The organism is Coriobacteriaceae bacterium (assembly GCA_025757745.1).
Taxonomy (GTDB): domain Bacteria; phylum Actinomycetota; class Coriobacteriia; order Coriobacteriales; family Coriobacteriaceae; genus Collinsella.
This window is the reverse complement of sequence record CP107217.1, coordinates 1298153-1314644: the sequence shown is the minus strand read 5'-3', so window position 1 is coordinate 1314644 and position 16492 is coordinate 1298153. Positions and strand designations below refer to the sequence as shown.

At 57.6% G+C, this 16492-nt stretch carries 18 protein-coding genes; 15 read left to right on the top strand and 3 right to left on the bottom strand.

Annotation, left to right across the window (positions count from 1 at the left end):
• Positions 1-9 precede the first annotated feature (9 nt).
• The 12 genes from OGM60_05645 (at position 10) to hflX (ending at position 12136) form a co-directional block, all read left to right on the top strand.
• A complete protein-coding gene (locus OGM60_05645; protein ID UYI98387.1) occupies positions 10-507 on the top strand; it encodes a YajQ family cyclic di-GMP-binding protein in 498 nt (165 codons plus the stop codon).
• A 27-nt stretch (positions 508-534) separates the two neighbouring features.
• Positions 535-1884 (top strand): 30S ribosomal protein S12 methylthiotransferase RimO, encoded by a 1350-nt coding sequence (rimO, locus tag OGM60_05640; GenBank protein ID UYI98386.1) that lies wholly within the window; start codon positions 535-537, stop codon positions 1882-1884.
• Positions 1885-1893: 9 nt separating this feature from the next.
• The gene (pgsA, locus tag OGM60_05635; GenBank protein UYI98385.1) at positions 1894-2532 is read left to right on the top strand and encodes a CDP-diacylglycerol--glycerol-3-phosphate 3-phosphatidyltransferase; all 639 of its coding nucleotides are present in this window, start codon (positions 1894-1896) and stop codon (positions 2530-2532) included.
• A gap of 12 nt (positions 2533-2544) precedes the next feature.
• Positions 2545-3075, top strand: a complete 531-nt coding sequence (locus OGM60_05630; protein ID UYI98384.1) for a CinA family protein — start codon at positions 2545-2547, stop codon at positions 3073-3075.
• A 323-nt stretch (positions 3076-3398) separates the two neighbouring features.
• A complete protein-coding gene (gene recA, locus OGM60_05625; protein UYJ00159.1) occupies positions 3399-4481 on the top strand; it encodes a recombinase RecA in 1083 nt (360 codons plus the stop codon).
• Between the two features lie 11 nt (positions 4482-4492).
• Positions 4493-5185 carry a recombination regulator RecX gene (locus tag OGM60_05620; protein ID UYI98383.1) on the top strand — a complete coding sequence of 231 codons (693 nt, stop codon included), beginning with the start codon at positions 4493-4495 and terminating at the stop codon, positions 5183-5185.
• A 258-nt stretch (positions 5186-5443) separates the two neighbouring features.
• Positions 5444-6994: a ribonuclease Y gene (rny, locus tag OGM60_05615; protein UYI98382.1), complete on the top strand. Its 1551-nt coding sequence runs from the start codon at positions 5444-5446 to the stop codon at positions 6992-6994.
• A gap of 1 nt (position 6995) precedes the next feature.
• Positions 6996-8081: an ATP-binding protein gene (locus OGM60_05610; protein ID UYI98381.1), complete on the top strand. Its 1086-nt coding sequence runs from the start codon at positions 6996-6998 to the stop codon at positions 8079-8081.
• A 74-nt stretch (positions 8082-8155) separates the two neighbouring features.
• Positions 8156-8473, top strand: coding sequence for a stage V sporulation protein S (locus OGM60_05605; GenBank protein UYI98380.1), 318 nt, complete (start codon positions 8156-8158; stop codon positions 8471-8473).
• 65 nt (positions 8474-8538) lie between these two features.
• Positions 8539-9909, top strand: coding sequence for a tRNA (N6-isopentenyl adenosine(37)-C2)-methylthiotransferase MiaB (miaB, locus tag OGM60_05600; protein ID UYI98379.1), 1371 nt, complete (start codon positions 8539-8541; stop codon positions 9907-9909).
• Complete coding sequence (gene miaA, locus OGM60_05595; GenBank protein ID UYI98378.1) at positions 9909-10847, top strand: tRNA (adenosine(37)-N6)-dimethylallyltransferase MiaA; 939 nt, start codon at positions 9909-9911, stop codon at positions 10845-10847. Before miaB ends, miaA begins: the two co-directional genes overlap by 1 nt.
• Positions 10847-12136, top strand: coding sequence for a GTPase HflX (gene hflX / locus OGM60_05590; protein UYI98377.1), 1290 nt, complete (start codon positions 10847-10849; stop codon positions 12134-12136). The genes miaA and hflX overlap by 1 nt, the downstream gene beginning before the upstream one ends.
• On the opposite strand, the gene OGM60_05585 is transcribed toward hflX, so the two are convergent.
• Together OGM60_05585 and lexA are read right to left on the bottom strand one after the other, a co-directional pair.
• Positions 12121-12825 carry a DUF1624 domain-containing protein gene (locus OGM60_05585; protein ID UYI98376.1) on the bottom strand — a complete coding sequence of 235 codons (705 nt, stop codon included), beginning with the start codon at positions 12823-12825 and terminating at the stop codon, positions 12121-12123. The two genes, hflX and OGM60_05585, sit on opposite strands and share 16 nt — an antisense overlap.
• A complete protein-coding gene (gene lexA, locus OGM60_05580) occupies positions 12825-13469 on the bottom strand; it encodes a transcriptional repressor LexA (protein UYI98375.1) in 645 nt (214 codons plus the stop codon). The genes OGM60_05585 and lexA overlap by 1 nt, the downstream gene beginning before the upstream one ends.
• 163 nt (positions 13470-13632) lie before the next feature.
• On the opposite strand from lexA, the gene OGM60_05575 reads away from it, so the two are divergent.
• Genes OGM60_05575 through dut form a run of 3 tightly spaced genes read left to right on the top strand, consistent with a single transcriptional unit; the run spans position 13633 to position 15025 of the window.
• Positions 13633-14082 (top strand): LysM peptidoglycan-binding domain-containing protein, encoded by a 450-nt coding sequence (locus OGM60_05575; protein ID UYI98374.1) that lies wholly within the window; start codon positions 13633-13635, stop codon positions 14080-14082.
• A 51-nt stretch (positions 14083-14133) separates the two neighbouring features.
• Positions 14134-14577, top strand: coding sequence for a transcriptional regulator NrdR (nrdR, locus tag OGM60_05570; protein UYI98373.1), 444 nt, complete (start codon positions 14134-14136; stop codon positions 14575-14577).
• Positions 14578-14581: 4 nt separating this feature from the next.
• A complete protein-coding gene (gene dut / locus OGM60_05565; GenBank protein ID UYI98372.1) occupies positions 14582-15025 on the top strand; it encodes a dUTP diphosphatase in 444 nt (147 codons plus the stop codon).
• A gap of 131 nt (positions 15026-15156) precedes the next feature.
• Here the strand turns inward: dut and OGM60_05560 are convergent, their stop codons facing one another.
• Entirely contained in the window at positions 15157-16458 is a 1302-nt protein-coding gene (locus OGM60_05560) for a UDP-N-acetylglucosamine--LPS N-acetylglucosamine transferase (GenBank protein UYI98371.1), read from the bottom strand.
• Positions 16459-16492: the final 34 nt, after the last annotated feature.

Sequence of the window (16492 nt, the reverse complement as noted above, 5' to 3'; positions counted from 1 at the left end):
GGAAGAACCATGGCTAAAGATTCCAGCTTCGACGTTGTGTCCGAGGTCAATATGCAGGAGGTCGATAACGCCTTCCAGCAGACCACCCGCGAGATCTCTCAGCGCTATGACCTCAAGGACTCCGGCGCCACCATCGAGCTTTCGAAGGGCGACAAGCTCTTTACGATCAATGCCCCGGCCGATTTTGTCTCCAAGCAGATCATTGACGTGCTGAGCTCTAAGCTCATCAAGCGCGGCATCGATCTTAAGGCTGTCTCTTGGGACGCGCCGCAGGCGGCTTCGGGCGGTACCGTGCGCGTGCTCGGCCATATCGTCGAGGGCATTGACCAGGCGACCGCCAAGAAGATTAATAAGGACATCAAGGATCAAAAGCTCAAGGTCAAGGTGACCATCGAGGCCGATAAACTGCGCGTTACCTCGGCCTCTAAGGATGCGCTTCAGACGGTGATCCAGTTCCTGCGCGACCAAGACTACGGCCAGCCGCTGCAGTTCACCAACTACCGCTAATAACATTCGAAAGGACCGCTCTCCAACATGGATACACCTTTGGGCTCCGTGCTCTACATCACCCTCGGGTGCGCTAAGAACGAGGTTGACACCGACCGCATGCGTTCTCTTTTGACCGCTGCGGGCTACGAGGAGGCATTCGACCCGCAGGATGCCGATATCGCCATCGTCAATACATGCTCGTTCCTCGCCTCCGCAACGTCCGAGAGCATCGAGACCACGCTCGAGCTCGCCAATGAGGTTCAGGACGGTGTTCGCGCCTGCCCCATCGTCATGTGCGGCTGTGTGCCGTCGCGCTATGGCGATGACCTGCCTGACGAGCTGCCTGAGGTCGCTGCCTTTGTGAAGGCCGACGAGGAGGACGGCATCGTGGCGGTCATCGATGGCGTGCTGGGTTTCGAGCGCGAGATCGCGGCCTATATCCCGCAGGTCAAGCGTACCGTCGAGGGCGCCGTTGCCTACGTCAAGATCTCCGATGGCTGCAATCGTTTTTGCAGCTTCTGCATGATCCCCTACATTCGCGGTCGCTATCATTCGCGCAATGCCGAGAGCATTATCTCCGAGGTGCGCGACCTGGTTGCCGGCGGTGTGCGCGAGATCGTGCTGATCGGCCAGGACACGGGCATTTGGGGCACCGACTTTGCCGACGAGGACTTCGCCGAGGGCTCGCCGCGCAATCTGGCGCAGCTGCTGCGTGCCGTCGCCGAGGCTGTGCGCCCGCATAACGTCTGGGTCCGCGTGCTCTATCTGCAGCCCGAGGGCATGACCGACGAGCTTATCGAGACGATTCGCGATACGCCCGAGGTACTGCCCTATATCGATATCCCCGTGCAGCACTGCGACGCGCGCATCCTCAAGGCCATGCGTCGCTCCGGTTCGCGCCAGGAGCTCGAGGATCTGTTCCGCGACCTTCGCGAGCGCATCCCCGGCATCGTGATTCGCTCCACGGCCATGGTCGGCTTCCCGACCGAGACCGATGACGAGTTCCGCGATCTTATCGACTTTATGGACACCGTCGGCTTTGACTACACGAGCGTCTTTGCCTACTCGCGTGAGGAGGGCAGCCTGGCCGCCAAGATGGAGGGCCAGGTCGATGAGGAGGTCAAGCTCGAGCGCGCCCAGGAGGCCATGGATCTGGCCGAGTCGCTCGGTTTTGCCGCCACGGCAGCCCATGTGGGCGAGCGTGCCCAGGTGATCGTCGATGGCATCGAGGAGACTGAGGACGGCGCCGAGCTGATCGGTCACGCCTGGTTCCAGGCGCCCGATTCCGATGGCGCGGTGCATCTGGACGCCAGCGAGGCGTCCGTGGGCGATATTCTGACTGTCGAGTTTACCGATAGCTTCTGCTATGAGCTTATCGGTCATGTTGTGGAGTAGGAGAGCGTCGTGGCAAACGAGAGCAATAAGGAACTGACGAGTGTTTGGACGCCCGCCAACATCGTGACGTGCGTTCGCATCGTCTTTATCCCGGTGTTCATGATCGTCTCGGCGCTTTCTCACACGAGTGTTGCCGGTACAGATTGGAGCACCTTCGACGGCCCGCTCGCCGCCGCTGCCTTCATTTTGTATGTGATCCTGTCGTGCACCGATAAGGTCGACGGCTATCTGGCGCGCTCGCGCAACGAGATCACCGATTTCGGCAAGTTCTTGGACCCCATCGCCGACAAGCTGCTCGTGTTCTCGGCCCTGCTGCTGTTCCTGGATTTTGGCGCGGTGACCGTGTGGTCCGTGTTCATTATCCTGTTTCGTGAGCTGTTGGTGAGCGCCCTTCGTATGGTCGCGAGCGCTGCCGGTGTGGTCGTTGCTGCCGATAAGCTCGGCAAGTATAAGACGGCGACCACGATGGTCTCTATCTGCGGCTATCTGTGCGTCTTTGCGATGGCCGGTCTTCAGCTGGGGCCGGTGTCGCTGCTGCTCGGTGTCTATGGCGTCTCACGCTTCCTGTACGCTGTTGCCGTTGTCCTGACCGTTATCTCGGGCGCCCAGTACTTCTGGAACTGCCGCAAGATCGTCTTTTCGGTCTAGGTCCTGGTGGGTATGACGGACTCTTTTGAGCAGATTTCCGCACATAACGAGGAGCTGGCGCGCGATATTGTCGAGCGCGCGAGCGCTCGGGGCGTGACGGTTTCTACGGCTGAGTCGCTGACGGCGGGTATGATCGCCTCGACGATTGCCGATATCCCGGGCGCCTCGGCGGTGCTGCGCGGCGGTGCGGTGACCTATTGCGATGAGATCAAGCATCGTGTTCTGGGTGTTGAGCAGGAGACGCTCGATCGGTTTAGCGCCGTGTCGCACCAGACGGCGCGCGAGATGGCCGTGGGCTCGCTGGACCTCTATCAGAGCGATGTAGCCGTAAGCGCAACGGGCTACGCTGGGCCCGGTGGTGGCACTGAGCAAGACCCCGCCGGTACGTTCTATATTGGCTGGGCGTATCGCGCGGCCGATGGGGGAGCGCCGGTTGTCGAGTCTGCGCGCTGTCACTATGAAGGCGATCGGTCGTGCGTTCGTGCCTGTGCGGTCGCGGAGGCTTTGGAGCGCATTGTCCGCGTGCTCAATTCTATGGAATAGACGTGGTTTAAGGGGCTTTAGGGCCCCTTAATTGTGGAGATAGGGACCTTTAACGGTATTGGTGTTTGCACTGGTACATGACCTAAACTTGTTCGATTACCCGTATTTGTGATTGGTGGGGTCAAGCGTTTGGTCGGTGATTGGTCGGCGTTTGGTCGGGTTTTGGAATGGTCGGGTGCATATGATGAATCTGAACGGTTGACCACGAACAGCCGTTCGTTTATTATCGTTTCAGGTTGTTAAGAGGAGGGCTATTCATGGCCAAGAATTCAGGTCCCGTACGTACCGTTCATGCACGCACGACGGGTAAAGAGCGCGACGAGATGATCGCCACCACCAAGGCCGAGATCGAGAAGAAGTTCGGCCAGGGCTCTATTATGAGGTATGGCGACGGCGGTCCGGAGCTCGAGGTCGAGGCTATTCCGACGGGCTCTTTGGCGCTCGATGCCGCCTTGGGTATCGGCGGCGTTCCGCGCGGCCGTATCGTCGAGATTTATGGCCCCGAGTCCTCCGGTAAGACGACGCTTTCGCTCGAGATCCTTGCAGAGGCGCAGGCCATGGGCGGCGTTGTTGCATTTATCGATGCCGAGCACGCGCTTGATCCCACCTATGCCGCGCGCATCGGCGTCGATATCGATGAGGTCCTAATTTCCCAGCCCGATACGGGCGAGCAGGCGCTCGAGATCGTCGATATGCTTGTGCGCTCCGGTGCCATCGACGCCATCGTCGTCGACTCTGTTGCCGCCTTGACTCCGCGTGCCGAGATCGAGGGCGAAATCGGTGATACGACGGTGGGCCTGCAGGCTCGCTTGATGAGCCAGGCACTCCGCAAGCTTGCCGGCTCGCTTTCCAAGTCCAACACGACCTGCATCTTCATTAACCAGCTGCGTGAGAAAATCGGCGTCATGTTCGGCAACCCCGAGACCACTACGGGCGGACGCGCGCTCAAGTTCTTCTCTTCCGTGCGAATCGATATTCGCAAAATCGATACCATCAAGCTCAAGGATGAGGTTATCGGCAATCGCGTGCGTGCCAAGGTCGTTAAGAACAAGGTGGCCGCTCCGTTCCGCTCGGCTGAGTTTGACATCATGTACGGCACCGGCATTTCCAAAGAGGGCTCGATTCTGGATATGGCCGTCGAGTGCGGCATCTGCAAAAAGATGGGATCCTGGTTTGCCTATGGCGAGGATAAGCTCGGCAATGGTCGCGAGGCCGCCAAGACGTTCCTGCGCGAGCATCCCGATTGCGCTGACGAGATCGAGCACAAGGTTCGCCTTGCCTGCGGTCTTGAGTATGACGATGATGCCCCCTCGGAGGTTGAGTTGACCGACCAGCCCGCCCCCGAGGAGTTTGATGAGCTGTACGCCATCGATGGCTCCGCAATGCTCGACGATGACGACGAGTAGCGGATGCCGACATGTCGTATACGGTGACCGAGGCCACGGTCGTCTTTCCCGATAAGAAAGCGGCCTCCTCGTTCTCGAGCGGTTATGCGTCTAAAAAGCCCTGCGCGCATATCGATTGCGATTTTGAGGGCGGTTTCGAACGTTCCATTTGGATTCCCGTGCGCGTGGCGCGCCTGTACGTTAAGAACCGCCCCGATCTTCCCTGTGATTGGGATGACTTTCGCGAGGCGGTGCAGCTTATCGAACGCAAATGTGCACTCACCATGGTGACCGAGATGCTTTCGCGCCGCGATCATGCCACGGGCGAGGTGCGCGATAAGTTGGCTCGCTATGGCTTTCGACAGCCCGCGATCGATTTTGCGGTTGCTCGAGCGACCGAGTATCGGTTTTTGGACGAGAACCGTTTTTGCTCGTACTTTATCGAAGAGCGCAAACGTCGCGGCTGGGGACAGCGCAAGATCGAGGTTGAGCTCAAGCGTCGTCATGTCGTGCTTGACGATATCCCCGGGTATCCCGAGGCATATTTTGCCGTGGATGACGACTTGGCCCGCGCTTCGGCCTTGCTCGCTAAACGTCGCGTCCCCGAGGTCCGTGCATTCGAAAAGCTCGTCAGGTTTTTGATGGGTAAAGGTTTCTCGTATCACATCGCCGCCGATGCCGTTAAGGCACGTCTCGATGCCTTAAGCGAGGAGTGTGCCGTGTAAGCATAGCACTCGTTACGCCCCTGCCGTTCACCGCTCGATTGGCGCCGTGCCGGGTGCGTTTATTTGACAGTTGTTGCGGTTCAACGTAGGATAAATACCGTCATTTGCTTTGTGATATGTGCTCATCTGTGATGAGTTTGTTTATATGTTTATCTGTATCCGACCCGCATAAGCTGCGCCCATATTACTCAAATGTCGCGAGCCGTTCGTAAGGACGGTTCGCTTTGCTGTGTAACGAATCCATAAAAAGGAGTGAGCATGCCTATCATTGCAGCGCTCGTTGGCATCGTTTTGGGTGCCATCGCCGCCATTGCCTACATGCGCACCGCCAAGCAGGGTGGTCTTCACGAGGCCGACGAAAAGATTCAGTCGGCACACGCGCAGGCAGAGTCCTTGATCGGTGATGCAAAGCGTCAGGCCGAGACCCTCAAAAAAGAGGCTCTGCTCGAGGCTAAGGAAGAGATCATCAAGAACAAGCAGGCCGCCGAGGCCGAGGACAAGCAGCGTAAGAGCGAGATTCGTACGCTCGAAAATCGCGTGATGCAGCGCGAGGAATCGCTTGATCGTCGCAACGATGCGCTCGATAAGCGCGAGCATCAGCTGTCCAGCCAGGCCGGTCAGGTCGAGAAGCGCTCTCGCGAGCTTGAGGAGCTCTGCGCCAAGCAGACCTCCGAGCTTGAGCGTATTGCCGACCTTACGCGCGAGGACGCTCACAAGGAGCTGCTCGACAAGGTCCGCGGCGAGGTTACCCACGAGGCGGCCACCATCATCCGCGAGTCCGAGCAGCAGGTCCGCGCCGAGTGCCACAAGACCGCTCAGGAGATTCTCTCCCTGGCGATTCAGCGTTGCGCCGCCGACCATACCGCCGAGGTCACCGTTACTTCAGTTCATATTCCCTCCGATGACCTCAAGGGTCGCATCATCGGTCGCGAGGGTCGCAACATCCGAACCTTTGAGCAGGTGTCCGGCGTTAACCTCGTGATTGACGACACCCCCGAGACCGTCGTACTCTCGAGCTTCGACCCGGTCCGTCGTGAGACTGCCCGCGTGGCGCTCGAGAACCTCATTGCCGACGGTCGTATTCACCCCGCCCGCATCGAGGAGATGTACCACAAGGCCGCCGACTTGGTTCAGCAGCGTGTGCGCGAGGCCGGCGAGCAGGCCGCCTTCGATACCGGTATCCACGACCTGCATCCCGAGATCGTCAAGACCCTGGGCGCTCTGCGCTACCGCACCTCGTTTGGTCAGAACGTGCTGCAGCATTCGCTTGAGGTCTCTGACCTGTGCGGCGTTATGGCCTCCGAGCTTGGTCTGGACGTTGTGACCGCCAAGCGTGCCGGTCTTCTGCACGACCTGGGCAAGGCCATCGACCACGACGTTGAGGGCCCGCATGCTGTCATTGGCGCCGAGCTTGCCCGCCGCTATGGTGAGAAGCCTGTCATCGTCCACGCGATCGAGGCCCATCATGCCGATGTCGACCCCAACACGGTGCTCGACGTTCTGGTCCAGGCCGCCGATGCTGTCTCCGCTTCTCGTCCCGGTGCCCGCCGCGAGTCGGCCGAGAACTACATCAAGCGCCTTGAGAAGCTCGAGGAGATTGCCAATTCTCACGACGGCGTTGAGCGTACCTATGCCATGCAGGCCGGTCGCGAGGTTCATGTCATGGTTCAGCCGGACAAGATCTCCGATGCCCAGTCCACGGTGCTTGCGCACGATATCGCCCATCAGATCGAGGAAGAGATGGAGTATCCCGGTCAGGTGCGCGTTGTCGTGATTCGCGAGAGCCGTGCCGTCGATATCGCTAAATAACATGAACGACGCGAACGAGCTCATCTCATTTATCGCGTCGATGTCGGGGGAGGGCAACCTTCGCGTCGAGGAAAACCTTGGCGAGGGGTATGTCCGCCTCCGCGTTTCGGAGGCCGAGCGCCGTCAAGCCAAGCATGACATTCAGCATGTAGAGGACATTGTCATCGAGATGCTGCGCAATGCTCGCGATGCCGGAGCCGATAAGGTCTATCTTGCCACGACCAAGGAGGAGGGTGTTCGCACCCTCCTCTTCCTGGATAACGGTTCGGGTGTGCCGCAGGATATGCAGGAGCGTATCTTCGATGCCCGTGTCACTTCCAAGCTCGAGAGCATGAAAATGGACCGTTGGGGTGTTCACGGTCGTGGTATGGCGCTGTTCTCTATCAAGCAGAACACGGATGAGGCACGCGTTGTTACATCGGGCGTCGATTTGGGCTCCGCGTTTAAGGTTTGCGTTGCCACCGATCGCTTGGGTGAGCGCGCCGACCAGTCGAGCTGGCCTCAGGCGGTTAAAGACGAAGACGGCCGCTATGTATGTGCTCGCGGCCCCCACAACATCATTCGCGCGGCCTGTGAGTTTGCCCTTGAGGAGCTGCGTTGCTGCGATGTGTATCTGGGCTCTTCGTCCGAGATCGCTGCGACCCTGTACGCTCAGGCTTCGAGCCGTCTCGATACGTCGCGCCTGCTCTTTATCGACGACGAGTGCGAGCTTCCGGTTATCGATCGTTTGGGCCTTGCCTCGGATGCCGAGGACTTTATCCGGATCTGCTCCGGGTTGGGTCTCGAGATGTCCGAGCGCACTGCCCACCGTATTCTGTCGGGACAGATTAAGCCCGTTCGCGGCGTGACCGCGCGCCTGCTGCGCGAGCGCGATTCCACCTCGCATACGCCGGCTCCCGTCGATCTTGCCAAGGACCGTCGAGGCCTTCGCATCGCCAAGGATGATATGGCGCAGTTTTCGCGTGCGGTCGAGCGTGACTTTAACGACCTCGCTGCCCGGTATTACCTCAATCTGTGCGGCGACCCTAAGATTCGCGTTTCGCGTGATCGCATCACGGTGACGTTCGATCTTGCCAAAGAGGAATAAAATCTTTACCGAGTCCGCTCGGTACGATACAGTTATTGCAGTTAAAACGTACTTTTAAACGCAGGAGTTTCTTCATGGATTGCCTGAAGGTATCAAGCAAATCATCGCCCGCGTCCGTTGCCGGCGCCATTGCCGGCATGGTCAAAGATGGCGTCCCCGTCAACATTCAGTGCGTCGGCGCCGGTGCCGTCAACCAGGCCATCAAGGCCGTTGCCATTGCGCGCGGCTTTCTGATTCCGACCGGCTTTGATGTCTCCTGCGCGCCGGTGTTCTCCGACATCCTCATTAACGGGGAGTCGCGCACGGCAATCCGTCTCTCTATCTACGTTCACCAGATTAATCGGGCTGCTATGGATAACGTCGTCATGGACGACGTTAAGCCTGTTGCGTAAACGAGCCATCTGCACGCTTGTTGCACCTATACGCCCCGTCGACACCATCGTTAGGATGTAAGCTCATGGACCAGCGTTCCGTACGCGATATTCTTGCCGGTAAAACCTACTTTATCCGCACATTCGGCTGCCAGATGAATCAGCACGACTCCGAGCGCGTGAGTGGCTTGCTCGATTCGTATGGCTGTCTTATGGCGCTCGATCCGGAGCATGCCGATATTGTCGTGTTTATGACGTGCTGTGTTCGCGAGGCTGCCGATACGCGCCTGTACGGTCAGTGTAATTCCTGTAAGAGCCTTCCTCCTTCGCCTTCGGGAAAGCGTGTGGTCGCCGTGGGCGGCTGCATCGCCCAGCGCGATGGTGAGGGCTTGCTCACCAACGTCGATAACGTCAACGTGATTTTTGGTACCCATTCTATTGCTCACGTGGCCGAGCTTATCGCCGAGGCGTTTTTGGATGGCAAGCGCCATATCCGCACGAATGAGCATGAGGATACCGACGCCATGAGTATGCCGTGGCACCGCGAGACGCAATATCACGCTTGGGTGCCCATCATGACGGGCTGCAACAACTTCTGCACGTACTGCATCGTGCCGTACGTCCGTGGTCGTGAGAAGAGTCGTCCCTTCGAGGAGATTGTCGACGAGGTTACCGGGCTTGTGCGTCAGGGCGTGCGCGAGATTACGCTGCTGGGCCAAAACGTTAACTCCTACGGTCGCGATCTCTTTGGCAAGCCGCGTTTTGCCGATCTGCTGCGCGCTGTGGGCGATACGGGTGTCGAGCGTATCTTCTTTACCTCTTCGCATCCCAAAGATCTGCTGCCCGAGACCATCGATGCTATGGCCGAGACGCCTGCCGTCATGCCGCAGCTTCACTTGGCCGTTCAGTCGGGTTCCACGCGCATCCTTAAAGAGATGAATCGTCGGTACACGCGCGAGGATTATCTGGGCCTGGTCGATCGTATTCGTAACCGTATGCCCGATATTGCGCTTTCGACCGACATCATCGTGGGCTTCCCTGGTGAGACCGAGGAAGACTTTGAGCAGACGCTCTCGCTTGCCGAGACGGTGCGCTATGCCCAAGCCTACACGTTTATTTACTCCAAGCGCGCCGGTACCCCGGCCGCCGAGATTTATGATCCCACCCCGCATGAGGTTATCCTTGAGCGCTTTAACCGTCTGGTCAAGGTTATCGAGACGACGGCACACGAGTTTAACCAGGGCGAGCTTCACACTGTGGTGCCTGCGCTCATTGAGGGCACGAGCAAGAAGAACGACGCTGTCCTTCTGGGCAAGAGCCCTAAGAACCAGACGGTGCATGCGCCGATTCCTGCTGGCTATAGCATCGATCAGCTTATCGGCAAGATCGTCGATGTTGATATTGATGTCGCCAAGACGTGGTATCTGTCTGGCTCCGTCGTGGGCGAGCCTCGCTAATGATTTCTCCTGGTGCAAGCCTTTCTGCTGTAGCGATTGTCGGTCCGACAGCGGTCGGAAAAAGCGATGTTGCCGACCGCCTGGCCGCTCGTCTATCGTCCGAAGTGTTGTCGTGCGACGCGATGCAAATCTATCGCGGCATGGACATCGGTACGGCCAAAATGATGCCCGAGGAGTGCTCGGCACCTCTGCGCCTTATCGATATCGTGGATCCCGGCGTCGCGTATTCTGCTGCGCTCTACCAGTCGGACGCCCGAGCACATGTCGAGCGTTTGCTTGGCGAGCAGCGTCTTCCGGTCTTTTGCGGCGGTACGGGCTTGTATCTCAAGGCCGCTCTCGATGAAATGGATTTTCCTTCGGGAGAACTTGAGGACGAACGCCGCGCGGGATATCAGGAGCTTGCCGAGCGCATTGGCGAGGAAGCATTGCATGCCCTGCTTGCCGAGCGCGACCCTGAATCAGCTGCCGTGATTCATCCCCATAACGTGCGTCGTGTGATTCGTGCGCTCGAGATGCACGATGACGGCGTGTCATATGCCCAGCAGAAGTCGAAATTCAGTGTTCCGCGCGAGCGCTATCATGCCTTGTGGTTTGGTCTGACGCGTAGCCGTGAAGTGCTGTATGAGCGCATTAACCTACGTGTCGACCTTATGTTTGAGCAGGGACTGGTTGATGAGGTCCGTGGCCTTATGGACCAGGGCCTGGGCGATGCGCTCACGTCGATGCAGGCAATTGGTTACAAAGAGATTATTGATGCCTTGCGTGGCGCTATTACCATGGATGAGGCCCGTGAGCTTATCAAGATGCGCTCACGTCGCTATGCCAAGCGCCAGCTATCCTGGTTTAAGCGTGACGATCGCATCGTGTGGTTCGATATGGATGAGTTTACGATCGATGAGGTCGTTGATGATATTTACCATCGCGTCGAGGCTGCCTAATGGCTCGTTTCCCTTTGGTCCCCACGGCGCCTGAACCCGAGCGCGCCATCTTGGTTGGTGTTGAGTGGCGCGATAACGCCTGGCCGCTCGACCGTTCGCTCGACGAGCTCGAGCGTCTAGCCCACACTGCTGGGGCCCAATGCGTTGCACGCTTGTCTCAGCGCCTGGTCAAGCCCTATCCCAAATCGTTTATCGGCTCCGGAAAGGTCGAGGAGCTGTGCGGTTTGGTGCATCGCATGGATGCGGATGTTGTTATCTTCGACGACGACCTGACTCCTTCACAGCAGTCCTATCTTGAGAAAGCCGTGGGCGAACCGGTCAAGATTATTGACCGTACGGCGTTGATTTTGGATATCTTTGGTCTGCATGCCCAGACGCGTGAGGGCCGCTTGCAGGTGCAGCTGGCACAGTTGCAGTACCTGTTGCCTCGTTTGCGAGGTATGTGGAGCCACCTTGCCAAGGAACAGACGCGTGGCGGTATTGGCTCGCGCTTTGGCCAGGGCGAAAGCCAACTCGAGGTCGACCGTCGTCTGATTCGCAATAAGATCGCTGCGCTTCGACGCGAACTGAAACAGGTTGAACAGCGCCGCGATGTGCAATCGAAAAGCCGTATTGAATCGCCAGCGTTTCGCGTTGCGTTGGCTGGCTACACCAATGCCGGCAAGTCGACGCTGCTTAATCGTTTGACGGGATCCACGGTACTTTCGCAGGATAAGCTGTTTGCCACGCTCGATCCTACAACGCGCTCGTACCGTTTGCCCGGTGGTCGTGGCATGACGATCACCGATACCGTCGGCTTTATTCAAAAGCTGCCACATGGCCTGGTCGACGCGTTTAAATCTACGCTTTCCGAGGTGCTCGGCGCCGATTTGATTCTTAAAGTTGTAGATGCTTCCGATGAGGATTATGAGCGTCAGCTCGAGGCGGTTGATCGTGTCCTTGACGAGATTGGTGCCGGTGAGCGCCTGACGCTTACTGTGTTCAATAAAATTGATCTGCTCGATAGCGTCGACCGCTTGAGCTTCCGCCGGCGCTATCCCGAGGCGGTGCTGTTCTCGGCTCAGACGGGTGAGGGTCTTGATGACTTAGTCGACCGCATCGCTCGTGATGCGGCCGCTACGGATGTGTTGCTCTCGGCCGATATTCCGTATCGAGAGGGCGCTTTAATCACGCTCGTGCACGAACAGGGAACCCTTCTGCACGAGGAATATCTTGAGGGCGGCGTTCGTATTGTGGCAAAGCTGCCGATCCGTATCGCACCACGTCTTGAGCGTTACCGAACGGAATAAATCAGCTCCAGCACACCCAAGATAATCGGTTGATGGAGCAGATAGAACGGTAGTGCATGGCATCCGAGGCTCGCGAGCGCCGGGATGGGATTCGCATAGGCCCATGCTGGCGCTTTGCGGTTTGCTTTTTGTGCCGTTCGAGCGGCAAAGAAGCCTGCGAGGTACATAAAGAAGAAGGGTATGAGCGGATAGTAATCACCGGAGACAAAGTCTGGATCTGGGAAACCCAGCCAAGCTAGATAGGGGATAGGGTAGACCGCTTTAGGAATGCTCCAGGTACAGGCAAAGAGTATGAGGCAAATCGTTATACCCCATATTGCAGGCACCCTATCGAGAACCGGGCGCGCGAGTGCAACAATGGCAGTGCATGCCGCCATGCAGAAAATGATGCCGAAGTTCACCGAGTCATCGACTGAGACAAGCGTCGTTGCGACCCATACAACTAAAGCGGCAGCGGCATATTTGGCGGCACGCTTGATGTTGTTGCGCGAGAGGGTGCACATCCAGCCGGCAATAAGCAAAAATACCCAACTGATGCTAGCGCGCCAGATGTCTTGGAAGATGGTCTGGGTAAACCAGGGCATGTCCCAACCATATAGGTAGGCAAGGTCGTAGCAGGCATGAAATCCCGCCATCGACAGCATGGTAAACCCGCGAATGGTATCAAAGACCGTGATGCGTTTTTGCATTACGAAAACCGGCGCATCAAACCGACGACCTTGCCCAGAATCGTGGGATTTGTCGCGTAGATAGGCTCCATGGTGTCGTTTTCGGGCTGCAGGCGAACACGCCCCTGCTCCTTATAGAACGTTTTGACCGTTGCGGAACCATCGATCATGGCCACGACAATCTCGCCATTCATGGCACTCTTCTGTTCGCGAACGATGATGTAGTCGCCGTTATAGATACCGACGTTAATCATCGAATTGCCGTGGACCTCGAGGATAAAGGACCCCTGGTCCGTTGCGATCTCGGTTGGGATGGTAAAGGTGTCCTCGATATTCTGCTCGGCAAGAATAGGAATTCCTGCGGCGACACGGCCTACGAGAGGCAGCGATACGGTTCCGCGGGGCGCCGTGGGCTCATCGGACTTTGAGATGGATACGGAAGATCCGTCCTCGTCAAAGAGCTCGAGAGCGCGAGGCTTGGTGGCGTCACGCTTGAGCAAGCCGCGTGCTTCGAGTGCGGAGAGATGCGCATGTACGGTGCTAGGGGAGGAAAGGCCCACAGCCGAAGCCATCTCGCGTACACTGGGCGGATAGCCCTTCTCCTGCTGATATTCCTTGATGAAGTCGTAAATTTGCTGCTGACGCTTGGTAATTTTGCGAGCCATCAGGGATTCCTCTCTACCCATACCAAACAAATGTTCTATTTTTGCTTGACAGGAACAACTGTTCGAAGATAATAATAACCGAACACTCGTTCCCGCGCTAGACTTTTTTGTCCCCGCGGCTTGATAAAACAGTTCTCGTCAAAACAAACGAGAGGAGAACAGAATGAACGCAGCGGATATGGTCCAGGGAAACCTCGCTCTTAAGCTCGAGGCGCCCGCCACGCCTGCCTTTACGGTCGTGAAGGGCGGACGCTCTCATTTTCAGGCCGTGGCCACTAAACCCGTTCGCACCCAGCGTGCGGTCGCTGCTTCGGCTCCTGTTGCCCTGAAGGCCTCGACGATTGTTGCTGTTGCTGTAGCGTTCACCCTGTTCTTTGTGCTCGCCACGTCAGTCTTTTCTGCTCGTCACGCAGCATATGCCGATTCCGTAGCCAACGTCACCTACGAAACGGTTCGTGTGCAGTCCGGCGATTCTCTGTGGTCGCTTGCCCAGGAGCATCCCATCGATGGCCTTTCCACACAGGAGACTTCCGACATGATTCGTAGCGTCAATCACCTCGATCGCGGCTCTCTTGATGCTGGTGCAGTTCTGAAAGTTCCGGCCCGTTCGTAAGATTTCGGGTCGGTCGCATGGTACCCTTGTTATCGTTTAAGAGGAGGTTCCATGCGCTGTCCCAAATGCGGTAAGGCACATACCCGCGTTGTCGATTCCCGTATGCAGGAGTCGAACAACACTATCAAGCGTCGTCGCGAATGCTGTTCGTGCAATTATCGTTTTACGACGTTCGAGCGCTGCGAAGATCCCATCGAGGTTATCAAATCCGACGGGTCTAAGCAGCGGTTCGATCGCAACAAGCTGCTGGTCGGCCTGATGCGCGCCACGATTAAGCGCGATATCGACACGAAAAAGCTCAACGAGATCATCGATGATATCGAGGTGGAGTTGCGTTCGCGTACGCTGACGGCTGTTACGTCCCACGAACTGGGCGATATGGTGCTCAAGCGCCTGGCCAAGATCGACAAGGTGGCCTACATTCGCTTTGCCTCGGTCTATCGCGATTTCAAAGACGTCGACGAGTTTTTGCAAGAGCTCGACAAGCTAAGGTGATTTCATGTCCAACATTACCGTTAACATTAAGCGTCTCGATCCCACGGTCGAGCTTCCCAAATACGCACATCCCACGGATGCCGGCCTTGACCTCCGTGCCAACGAAGACTGCACCCTCAAGCCCTTTGAGCGCCGCTTGGTCTCCACTGGCTTGGCCATTGCGCTGCCCGATGGCTACGCCGGCTTTGTCCAGCCCCGTAGCGGCCTAGCCATTAAGCAGGGCCTGTCTATAGTCAACACGCCCGGTCTCATCGACGCCCACTATCGAGGTGAACTTAAGGTCATCCTCATCAACCTGGACCCCATCAACAATATCCAGATCAACAAAGGCGACCGCATCGCCCAACTCGTCATCCAAGAAGTCCCCACGGTCAATCTCGTAGAAGTAGACGAACTAGACAAAACCGACCGAGGCAACGGAGGCTTCGGCTCCAGTGGCGTATCCTAGTCGTTTACGTACTGTCCGCTGACCGGCCCGACCCGCCTATATATCGTCCCGCGCGCAGTTTCGCAGCGAAGCGAGAATGTTTGAGCATGGAATGATATATGGGCGGCTCCCGCCGAGCAGCGAACTTTCGGCTAGCGGATATGCGCAGGTTTTTCGCCCCAGTAGAAGCGGCAGAAGGCTCGTTTGCGCTTTTGGGGCTTGCCTGCAAGTTCCATGGTTGCGATGGCGATATCCTCGGCTGCGCGTGGACGGCGCAGCACTTCGCCGTTAATGAGTAGTGCCTTGAGCGATTCGGGATGATCGTGGAGATGGCGCAGTGTCACGATGAGCTCGCGTGCGGTCGTGACATGCATGCTGGCGCCCATGCCGGTGAGCATGGTGGTGTTGGCCTTTTCCTGGCCATAGGACTTGCCCAGCAGAATCATTGGTAGGTGTGCGCACAGGCATTCGGTAACAGTGAGTCCGCCCGATTTGAGAATTGCCAGGTCACAGCCGTGCATAAGCGCTGCCATGTCATCGACGTAGTCAAGAACCGTGATGTTCTCGAGTTTCATGGCATCGAAGAGCGTTTTGAGACGGGTGGCATATTCGGCATCCTTGCCCGGCAAAAAGACAAAGTGCATGTCCTCGAAGCTGCGCAGGAAGGGGAGGGTGCGGTCCATCTCCGCGCGAAAGCGAACGTACGGTTGAGGCAAACTGGCGCCGGCCATCACCAGCACAACGAGCTTGTCTGTGGGGAGATTGAACTTCTCGAGTTCTTCCTCGCGGTTGTAGTCCGTATCAAACCCGGCGCGAATGGGGATGCCCGTAATGCGGATCTTTGCCTCGGGAACCTTACGGGGTCGGAGTGTTTCGGCCATAAACTCGTTTGCCACGCAGAACAGGTCGGTGTCCTTATGGGGCCACCAACCCTCGACCTCGTAATCGGTCGGTACGCAAATGACAGGATAGTCGATGCCCGTAATGACGCGCGCGCCGACGGCGACGTTGGCTGCCGTGATGTGTGTGGCTACCACGGCAATGGGCCTGCGAGTTCGAACGTATTCGTTAAATGCGGGGAACATGATGCGCGACCATGCCGTGCCACCGCCCCAAAGCAGGTGTCCGGTAAGGGTATAACGCCAGGTCAAGTCATAGATTGGGCGCGTGGCGCCGGTAAACGAGGCGGCCGTTTTGTTGCCGTCGAATTTTATGCGTCCAAAATCAAGGATATCGAGCACTTCAATCTCAACATCCTCTGGGATGCCATTGGTGCCGCGGATGAGGTCGAATGCCTGCGCAATCGCATTTGCGGCGGCCTTGTGGCCCGAGCCGACCGAGGCGTGCACGATAGTCACGAGAGGTTTTTGCTGAGCCAAGAGCGTGGTTTGTTCCGATTGGGGAGTGCTGTGCGTGAGCAGGGGAGCGTCGTCGCTCGTCTGCGTCTGATCCATCGATATCTCCCCTTCATCTTTGTTTCACAGAGAA

Excerpts from the sequence above, each read along its gene's own strand:
- OGM60_05645 (UYI98387.1), top strand. The coding sequence starts at position 10 with ATGGCTAAAGATTCCAGCTTCGACGTTGTGTCCGAGGTCAATATGCAG.
- OGM60_05585 (UYI98376.1), bottom strand. The coding sequence starts at position 12,825 with ATGCAAAAACGCATCACGGTCTTTGATACCATTCGCGGGTTTACCATG.
- rimO (UYI98386.1), top strand. The coding sequence starts at position 535 with ATGGATACACCTTTGGGCTCCGTGCTCTACATCACCCTCGGGTGCGCT.
- dut (UYI98372.1), top strand. The coding sequence starts at position 14,582 with ATGTCCAACATTACCGTTAACATTAAGCGTCTCGATCCCACGGTCGAG.
- hflX (UYI98377.1), top strand. The coding sequence starts at position 10,847 with ATGGCTCGTTTCCCTTTGGTCCCCACGGCGCCTGAACCCGAGCGCGCC.
- lexA (UYI98375.1), bottom strand. The coding sequence starts at position 13,469 with ATGGCTCGCAAAATTACCAAGCGTCAGCAGCAAATTTACGACTTCATC.
- OGM60_05605 (UYI98380.1), top strand. The coding sequence starts at position 8,156 with ATGGATTGCCTGAAGGTATCAAGCAAATCATCGCCCGCGTCCGTTGCC.
- OGM60_05630 (UYI98384.1), top strand. The coding sequence starts at position 2,545 with ATGACGGACTCTTTTGAGCAGATTTCCGCACATAACGAGGAGCTGGCG.
- miaB (UYI98379.1), top strand. The coding sequence starts at position 8,539 with ATGGACCAGCGTTCCGTACGCGATATTCTTGCCGGTAAAACCTACTTT.
- OGM60_05575 (UYI98374.1), top strand. The coding sequence starts at position 13,633 with ATGAACGCAGCGGATATGGTCCAGGGAAACCTCGCTCTTAAGCTCGAG.
- recA (UYJ00159.1), top strand. The coding sequence starts at position 3,399 with ATGATCGCCACCACCAAGGCCGAGATCGAGAAGAAGTTCGGCCAGGGC.
- OGM60_05560 (UYI98371.1), bottom strand. The coding sequence starts at position 16,458 with ATGGATCAGACGCAGACGAGCGACGACGCTCCCCTGCTCACGCACAGC.
- OGM60_05620 (UYI98383.1), top strand. The coding sequence starts at position 4,493 with ATGTCGTATACGGTGACCGAGGCCACGGTCGTCTTTCCCGATAAGAAA.
- miaA (UYI98378.1), top strand. The coding sequence starts at position 9,909 with ATGATTTCTCCTGGTGCAAGCCTTTCTGCTGTAGCGATTGTCGGTCCG.
- OGM60_05610 (UYI98381.1), top strand. The coding sequence starts at position 6,996 with ATGAACGACGCGAACGAGCTCATCTCATTTATCGCGTCGATGTCGGGG.
- rny (UYI98382.1), top strand. The coding sequence starts at position 5,444 with ATGCCTATCATTGCAGCGCTCGTTGGCATCGTTTTGGGTGCCATCGCC.
- nrdR (UYI98373.1), top strand. The coding sequence starts at position 14,134 with ATGCGCTGTCCCAAATGCGGTAAGGCACATACCCGCGTTGTCGATTCC.